This is a genomic window from Streptomyces mayteni (assembly GCF_054783955.1).
Map to the genome: position 1 here is coordinate 61,302 of NZ_BAAGPR010000030.1, position 8,089 is coordinate 69,390.

Consider the following 8,089-nt stretch of genomic DNA (forward strand, 5'->3'; position numbering starts at 1 on the left):
CCGGTGTGGTCGAGCAACGCGGCAGGTGAACAGCGTAGATCACCGCGTCAGGTCAGGCCACGGCTCAACTCCCGGTTCCTTGCCGGGGGATCAGCCACGACCCACCACATTGACCGAGCTGATGCCTTCGGACCCACGACGACAGCCGATACGGTCGATGGGTGAGCTTCGACCCCGCCGATCCCGTGTTCCTCGACGATCCCTACCCGGCATTCGCCGCCCTGCGACGGCAGGGGCCCGTGCACTGGCACGACGGGCTCGGGCTGCCGGTCGCCGTGTCGCATGCCGCCTGCGGTGACGTGCTTCGGGACCGTGCCGCGGGACGGATCTGGCGGGACAAGGAGCCGGCGGCCGGGTTCCCCGCGTTCAACCTGCTGCACCGCAACTCGTTGTTGGAGACCGAACCGCCGCGCCACACCGGGCTGCGCCGGCTGGTGTCGGCCGCGTTCAATCGTGGACACACCGCGCGGCTCGAGCCGCGCGTCCGGGCGGTGGCCGACGGCCTGGTCGGCCGGCTGGCCGTGGCCGTCGCGGCCGACGGCGCGGCCGACCTGCTCACGCATCTCGCCGCGCCGCTGCCCATCGAGGTGATCGCCGAACTGCTCGGCGTGCCGGCCGAGGACCGGCCGCGGTTGCAACCCTGGTCCAACGCCATCGTCAAGATGTACGAGTACGGTCTGCCGCGCGAGGCTGCCGCCGAGTCCGAGGCGGCGGCGGCCGAGTTCGTGGCGTACCTGCGGGAGTTGGCCGCCGCCCGGGCCAGCGAACCGGGGGACGACCTGATCAGTGACCTGGTCGCGGTCCGCGACGGCTCCGACCGGCTGTCCGACGACGAACTCGTCGGCACCGCCGCGCTGTTGCTGATGGCCGGGCACGAGGCCACGGTCAACGTGATCGGCAACGGCGTGCTGGCGCTCCTGCGCCACCGCGACCAGTGGGACCGGCTCGTCGCCTCGCCGGATCTACTGCCCACCGCCGTCGAGGAGTTGATCCGGTACGACGCCCCGCTGCAACTCTTCGAGCGGACGGCCGTCGCCGCCACCACCGTGGCGGGGTACGAGCTCGCACCAGGCCAGAAGATCGCCGCGCTGCTAGGGGCCGCCGCCCGTGATCCTGCCGTGTTCCCCGACCCCGACCGGCTCGACATCGGCCGCTCGCCCAATCCCCACCTCGGCTTCGGCGCCGGCATCCACTACTGCGTCGGCGCCCCACTCGCCCGCGTCGAGATCACCGCCGCGCTGGCCGCCATCACCACCCGCCTGCCAGGACTCCGCCTCGCCGAAGAGCCGGAACACCGACCCGAGTTCGTCATCCGTGGGCTCCGCACGCTGCTTGTGACGGCCTGACCGCGACCCCGGGCACGTGCTTCAGCGAACCGTGCCGTGGTCCTCGGGCCGTTCGATGGGAAGGTCGGTGATGCCCAGATCATTCCGCATGGTCTGCCGTACCGCGTACAGGCCGGCCGACGCGCGCTTCAGCAGCCGCTCGGCGTCGTCGAGCCGAAGTTCCGCCGGAGCGTTGACCGCCGACCGCTCGGTGAGCAGGCCGTGGATTTTCGAGAGTTGGAAGAAGACGTCGCCACCAACCTTCAGGACGGCGTCCGAGGCCGCCATCTGCGCGTCCGCGTAGGCATGGCGCAGGGCGTCGCGCGCCACCTCGACCTCGGGGGAGGGGAGTGGGTGGCCGGGGCCGGCCCGCAGGGCGTCGTGATGTCGCCCGAGCACGAGGTGGCACTGCCGTAGAGCCTGGTTGAAGGCCGCGTACGACGCGCGCCGCCGTTCCAGCAGTTCGCGACGTTCCTGGGCCGCCCGTTCCTCCCGGCGTTCGACGGCCAGATGGTCGAGCTCGATCGCCTTGGACCGAAGGGCGCCGCGGTGGGCGAGCAGTCCCGATAACAGTGTGCCCAGGACGCCGACGACGGCGACGACCAGGGAACTCGTGGTGGCATCCATGGGCGCGACCATAACCGGTGGTCAGGTGGTCGTGTTCGATCTTCTTCCGTCACGAGTCCGTCCCCAAAAGAACGCCCGGGTGGTGACGGCTTCTCGGGATCGGAAAGGATGGCCGTATGACGAGCGAGGGGACCCATGACGGTGACACCACCACGAGCTACGCGCTCCAGCCGCCCGATCGACCGGCCGCCGAGGGGCGGTTGATCGGTGGGCGGTACCGACTGCGGAGCCGGCTCGGGCAGGGCGGCATGGGCACCGTGTGGCGGGCGTACGACGAGTTGATGGACCGGGAGGTCGCGGTCAAGGAGCCGCGCATACCGGAGACCGTTCCTGAGGCGGAGCGGGCCATGCTCTACGAGCGGATGCATCGCGAGGCACGCGCCGCGGCCCGGATCAGCCATCCGTCCGTCATCACCCTGCACGACGTGGTGACCGTGGACGGTCAGCCCTGGCTGGTGATGGAGTTGGTGCGCGGCCAGTCACTCGACGACGTGCTGGACAGCGGCACGCTCGACGTCATGGAGGCGGCACGTGTCGGTCTCGCCGTGCTGAACGCGCTGGCCGCCGCGCACGAGGTGGGCGTCACGCACCGGGACGTGAAGCCGGCGAACGTGCTCATGGGGTCCGAGGAGCGGGTCGTCCTCTCGGACTTCGGCATCGCGCGGCTCGAAGGCGAGCAGGGGCTCACCGACACGGGGGCACTCATCGGTTCCCCCGAGTACATGGCGCCGGAACTGGCCCTGGGACAGCGGCCGGGGCCGGCGTCCGACCTGTGGTCACTCGGCGTCCTGCTCTACGTGGCCGTGGAGGGCGTCTCGCCGTTCCGCAGGAGCCACGCCGCGGCCACGTTCCACGCGGTGATCTCCGCCGAGACACCCCGGCCGTTGCAGTCGGCCGGGCCGCTCGGCGAGTTGATCACGCGGATGCTCGACAAGTCGCCGGCGGCCCGCCCTGAGGCGGCCGAGGTCCGCCGGGTGCTGCGCGCCGCCATGGCGCCGCCGGCCGCCCCCCAGGTGGCCAGCCAGCCCACCCTGTCCTGGACGGCGCCGGGGCCGCAGGCGGAGCCGGGGAAGCGGCGTCGACGGCTCGGCCGCGGCGGCCTCATCGGCCTGGCCACCGGCACCCTGGCGCTGGCGGCCGCGCTCACCCTCCTCTGGACCACGTCGCCTGGCGGCGGCGGGCTGCCGGACGGCTGGGAGGTGCGGGAGGAGCCCGACTTCCGCATGAACATCGCGGTCCCTGAGGGCTACACGCGCAGCGTCGAGGACGCCGGTGTGGCCGGCAACGAGCGCGACAACCCGCACGTGCTGTACACGTCACCCGACGGCATCTACATCATCGAGGTGTGGCTACGGCCCGCCGAACCCAGCAGCCCCCTGCAGGCCGCGGGCGCGCAGCTCGCCGACTTCGAGGAACGGACCGCGACCTACGACGAGGTCGAGGGCGACTTCTGGGAGTCGGAGTTCCAGGAGGGCGAGGCGGCCGAGATGTACGTCACCACCCTGACCGACCCGGAAGAGCCCAGGCTGCAGCGGAACGCACTGTTCTACGGAGTGGAGGAGGACGAGACGATGTGGCGCGTCCAAGTGGTCATGCCGGGCGAGGAGGGCGAGGCGATGGCCCACGGCGAGGAGCTCTACGCGGACGTGATCGACAACCTGGAGTTGGACGTGGCCGACGCCGAATGAGCGCGCCGCGGCCCTTGGTCGGCCGCGGATCGGAACGTCTTCGCGGCGGCCCGTCGGAGCGAGCCTGCCGGGGCGGCACCGCGTGGCGGGCTGGGAATGTCGCCGGGTTGGCTCTACGGTTGCTGCCTGCCGCCGCTGCGACGGCGTGCTGACGAGGCGTGAAGGGGGCCCGGTGGAAGCCGAGTTGACGGCGCTTGCGATGACCGGGGCGTCAGCTCTGGTGGGGCTGATGGTGTCGGAGTCCTGGGAGCGGGCCAGAGAGCGGGTGGGACAGTTCCTCGCCAGGCGGCGCTCGGCGAGCGATCCCGATCCGGAGGCACAACTCCAGGCCGCTCGGGACGAGTTGGAGCGGGGGCGGCGGGCCGCGGCGGATGTCGAGGCGGAGTGGCGCCGGCGGCTGTTCGAGGTCTTCAGGGGCGACCCGGGGGCCGCGGTGGAGCTGCGGCGGATGCTGGTGGAGCTGGCGCCCGGCGGCTCGGTGGCGGTGGTGAGCGGGGGCACGCACCACGGCCCCGCGTTCCACGGGGCACACATTCAGGGCGACATCACCTTCCAGGTGCCGGCGGCGCTCCCGGTGGGGACGGACGTGCGTCCTGACCAGGTGCCGGCGCTCACCGGACCGTTCAGCAACCGGGTCGCCGAACTGGCGTGGCTGGACCAGGCCGTGAGTGGCGGTGGGATCGAGATCGGCGTGGTGGGCGGGCCGCCGGGCGTCGGCAAGAAGGCGCTGACCCGGCGGTGGGCGGAACGGGCCAGGGACCGCTTCCCCGACGGGCAGCTCCACGTGGACTTCGCGGCCCCGGGAACCGACACGGCCGAGGCGTTGGCGACGGTGCTGCGGTCGCTCCAGGTGGGCGACGAGTACATCCCCAGGTCCCTCGCGGAGCGGGCGCGGTTGTTTCGGTCGCGGTCGGCCGGGCGTCGGGTGCTGGTCGTGCTCGACGACGTGAGCGAACCCGCCCAGGTGCGGCCGCTGGTTCCCAAGGGGGCCGGCAGCGTGGTGCTCGTCACCAGCCAGCGGCGGCTCGCGGAACTCACCCTGGACGGGGCGCGGTTGATCTCACTGAAGCCGTTGGACGCCGAGGGCGGCCTCGCCCTGCTGCGTGACTGCCGCGGCGCGGACGCCGTCGCGGCGGAGCCGGCGGCGGCCGAGCGTCTTGTGACGCTCTGCGGCGGCCTGCCGGTGGCGCTGCGGATCGTCGCGGCGCGGCTGCTGGTCGACGAGGGGCTCACCATGGCCTCGCTCGCCGCCGAGTTGGAGGATGAGCAGCAGAGGCTGGTGGCGATGTCGCTGCCGGGGGAGGGGGCTTCCGTGTCCACCGTGTTCGAGTCCGCCTACCGGCGGTTGCCGCCCGAGGTCGCCCGGCTCTACCGCCTGCTCGGGTGGTTGCCGACACCGACCTTCGACGCTGGGGTGGCCGCGGCGGCCGCCGGGGTCGACACCGCGCGGGCCAGGCGGCTGCTCGGCTCGCTGGCGGCCAACAGCCTGGTCGAGACGGGGGCGGACGGTCGGTACCGCATGCAGGACCTGGTTCGGCTCCACGCCCGCGAGCGCGCGGCGGCGGAGGAACCGGCCGCCGATCAGGCGGCGTTGACCGAGCGGGTGGCCACGCACTACCTCGTCCTCACGGCGTTCGCGGACCGGGCACTGCGGGCGGGGAGGCTGCGGATCGCCACGCTCGGGGAGCTGCTGAGCGCCGCCGAGAACCCCTTCGCGGCCGCCGGCGGGCCGTCCCCGCTGGAGTGGTTGGACGCCGAGCGGCACGCGATCCTCGGCGTGCTCCGGGTCGCCGCCCGGCACGGGTTCCACGCCCTCGTCTGGCCGCTTTCTGAGGCGTTCACCGCCCTGTTCCTGCACCGTCGCCGCCTCGAACCCTGGCGGGAATCACTGGAGTTGGGTGCCGAGTCGGCCGCGGCCGCCGCCACGGTGGCGCGCACCGCCGGCGAGATCGCCGAGGCCACGGCGGCCGAGGCCCGGCTGCGGAGCCTGTTGTCACGGCCGCTGCTCGACCTCGGCGAGGACGACCGGGCACGGGAGGAGATCGAAGCCGCGGTCTCCCGCGCGGAGGTGACGGACCACCTGGTGCTGCGCGCCTCCGTCCAGGAGTTCTACGGACGGTACCTGGACCGCTTCGATCCGCCGCGCGCCGTCACGGCCTACCGGCGCTCGCTCGACCTCAACGAGCAGGCGGGCGAGCGGCGCGGCGCGGCCATCGCCGGCTACTTCCTCGGCCGCGCGCAGGACGCCCTGGGCGACCACGCGGCGGCCCTCGACACGCTGCGCGGGGCCCACGCGGACCTGCTCGACCTGGCAGAGCCTGACCGGCGCATGGCCGCCCGAGTCATGGCGGCCGTCGGCGTCGCCCACGACCACCTCGGCGACGACGCGGAGGCGATCCGCGCGCTGAGCGCGGCGGTCACGGTGTTGCGGGAGGTGGACGCGACCCACTACGAGGCGCAGGCGCTCGAAGCGCTCGTCGACGTGGCGGCACGCGGTGACGCCCCACGGGAGCGGGTACGCGACTGGCTCACCCGCGCGCTGGAGATCCACGAACGGAACGGCAGCCCGGAGGCGGACCGGCTGCGGCGGCGGCTCGCGGACGAGACGTAGCGAGGCCGACGGCCGATCACGTTCACGTTCACGTTCACGTTCACGGGCGGAGGCGGAGCGCCACGTCCTGCTCGCGCAGCCGGCCGACTCGCAGCGTCACCAGGGAGTCGGTGAGCGGCAGGCCGGCGCGCAGGCAGGCGTAGACGACGGCGGCCGGCAGGCCGGCGTCGGTCGCCGGCCCGGTGGCGTCCGCCGTGACGAGCCGGCCGTCCTTGAGCCCGACCAGGCAGCCGCCGTCGCGCACGGCGCAGGCGGCGAGCAGCGCGCCGGGCAGCTCCGCGAGCGCGCTCCTGATCCGGCGCGCCGCCGCGACCGCCGTGGGCGCCGGCGCCCGAAGCACGAGCACCGAGGCGTCGTGCGCGCGTCGCCGGTCGCGTTCATCGTCGGCGCAGGCGAGATGCGTGAACGCGTCGGGCGGGTCGTCGTTCTGCTCCCCGGCGGCGCTGACGGCGGCCGGGTAGCGGCACACCTCGACGGTGGGGCGTTCGCCGGTGAGGCTGACCCGGGTGGTCACCCGCCACGCGGTGACCGGTGCCACCGGCTGCTCGGCGACCGGCAGCGACGGTGGGGACGGCGGCGGCGAGCCCGGCTCGGGGAGGCGCAGCAGCCGGTAGAGGGCGGCGCGTAGCCGGGCGAGGGCCTGTCCTGGCTCGAAGAACGCCCGCCGCGCGATCTCGGCGTACGGGTCGGGCGGGTGGGTGCGGAGGAGGTGCTCGAGCTGGCGGCGCGTGTCCCCGGCCGGATCGAGGCGGGGAGCGGCCGCCGCCAGGTCGTGGATCGCCGTCCCGGGCACCGCGTCGTCGCCGAACGCCGCGAGCAGCAACGGGGTTCCGACGGCGGCGCCGTAGAGCGTGACGGAGCCGTGGTCACCCACCACGACGTCGGCGGCGACCAGCGCCGGCCGCCAGGCGTGGACGGTCGGCATCAGCAGCAGGCCGGCCTCCAGCGCCGGCGCCAGGATCCTGCGGAGCTCCCAACTATCGTGCGCCGCCCACACGTTGGGATGGACGATGGCGGCGACCCGGTACTCGTCGTGCGGCAGCTCGGCCAGGAGGCGGGCGGGCAGGCGGGGGTGGGTGCCGAGCAGCGACGTCGGACCCCAGGTGGAGCTGACCACCACCAGGCGCTGGTGCTCCCCGACGCCGAGCGACTGACGGTAGGCGCGGCGACGCGGACGGCTGGCCGCGAGCTCGTCGAAGCATGGGTCGCCCACCAGCAGCGTGCGGCCGGCGGTCTTCGGGTGCGCGGCGAGCAACTGCGCCTCCTGGGCCGGGTGTGACACGGCGAGCCAGGCCCGGCCCGACTCGAGCAGCGCGTCCGACACGACGCCCGACAGCCGGTGGTGCGCGCTCCGGGAATCGGGAACGAGTTTCTGGAAGCCCACGCCGTGCGGCAGCACCAAGACCGGGCAGTCGCCGTCGGGCAGCTCGACGTTCTCGCTCGCGGACAGGATCAGGTCCGGGCCGACGTCGCCCAGTTGCTCCCACGGCATGACCCGGCAGCCGGCGTCGTGGAGGAGATCAAGCACGCCGGCGGAGAAGGCCGAGGTCGCGTCGTGGGCGAAGACGACGCGGACCCGGTCGTCGTCGCGCAGCAGCGCGGGGAGCGTTTCGAGCACGCGCACGGTCGAGGTGACGGTGCGGGCGGCGACGACCAGGGTTCGCTCCCCCTGGAAGGTGCGCCACCGGTGGGCGTCGTGGCCGACGGGCACGCGGAGCGGAGGCAGGGCCGGGCGGTCAACCATCACGGCGGCCGCCCGGGGGAAGGGAGCGGGCCCCCGACGCCACGCGCGTCAGCGGCTCGCGGCTCGCGGCTCGCGGCTCGCGGCTCGCGGCTCG

General features: G+C 73.8%; 5 protein-coding genes. 3 read left to right on the forward strand and 2 right to left on the reverse strand.

Annotated elements, in window-relative coordinates:
* The first annotated feature begins 161 nt into the window (after positions 1-161).
* A complete protein-coding gene (locus ACYVPE_RS16220) occupies positions 162-1,346 on the forward strand; it encodes a cytochrome P450 (protein WP_461034298.1) in 1,185 nt (394 codons plus the stop codon).
* 21 nt (positions 1,347-1,367) lie between these two features.
* On the opposite strand, the gene ACYVPE_RS16225 is transcribed toward ACYVPE_RS16220, so the two are convergent.
* Positions 1,368-1,952, reverse strand: coding sequence for a hypothetical protein (locus ACYVPE_RS16225; protein ID WP_461034299.1), 585 nt, complete (start codon positions 1,950-1,952; stop codon positions 1,368-1,370).
* Between the two features lie 116 nt (positions 1,953-2,068).
* Between ACYVPE_RS16225 and ACYVPE_RS16230 the strand changes: the two genes are divergently transcribed.
* Positions 2,069-3,640, forward strand: coding sequence for a serine/threonine-protein kinase (locus ACYVPE_RS16230; RefSeq protein ID WP_461034300.1), 1,572 nt, complete (start codon positions 2,069-2,071; stop codon positions 3,638-3,640).
* Positions 3,641-3,839: 199 nt separating this feature from the next.
* Positions 3,840-6,251 carry an NB-ARC domain-containing protein gene (locus ACYVPE_RS16235; RefSeq protein ID WP_461034301.1) on the forward strand — a complete coding sequence of 804 codons (2,412 nt, stop codon included), beginning with the start codon at positions 3,840-3,842 and terminating at the stop codon, positions 6,249-6,251.
* Positions 6,252-6,291: 40 nt separating this feature from the next.
* Here the strand turns inward: ACYVPE_RS16235 and ACYVPE_RS16240 are convergent, their stop codons facing one another.
* Positions 6,292-7,995 carry a hypothetical protein gene (locus tag ACYVPE_RS16240; protein ID WP_461034302.1) on the reverse strand — a complete coding sequence of 568 codons (1,704 nt, stop codon included), beginning with the start codon at positions 7,993-7,995 and terminating at the stop codon, positions 6,292-6,294.
* Positions 7,996-8,089 lie beyond the last annotated feature (94 nt).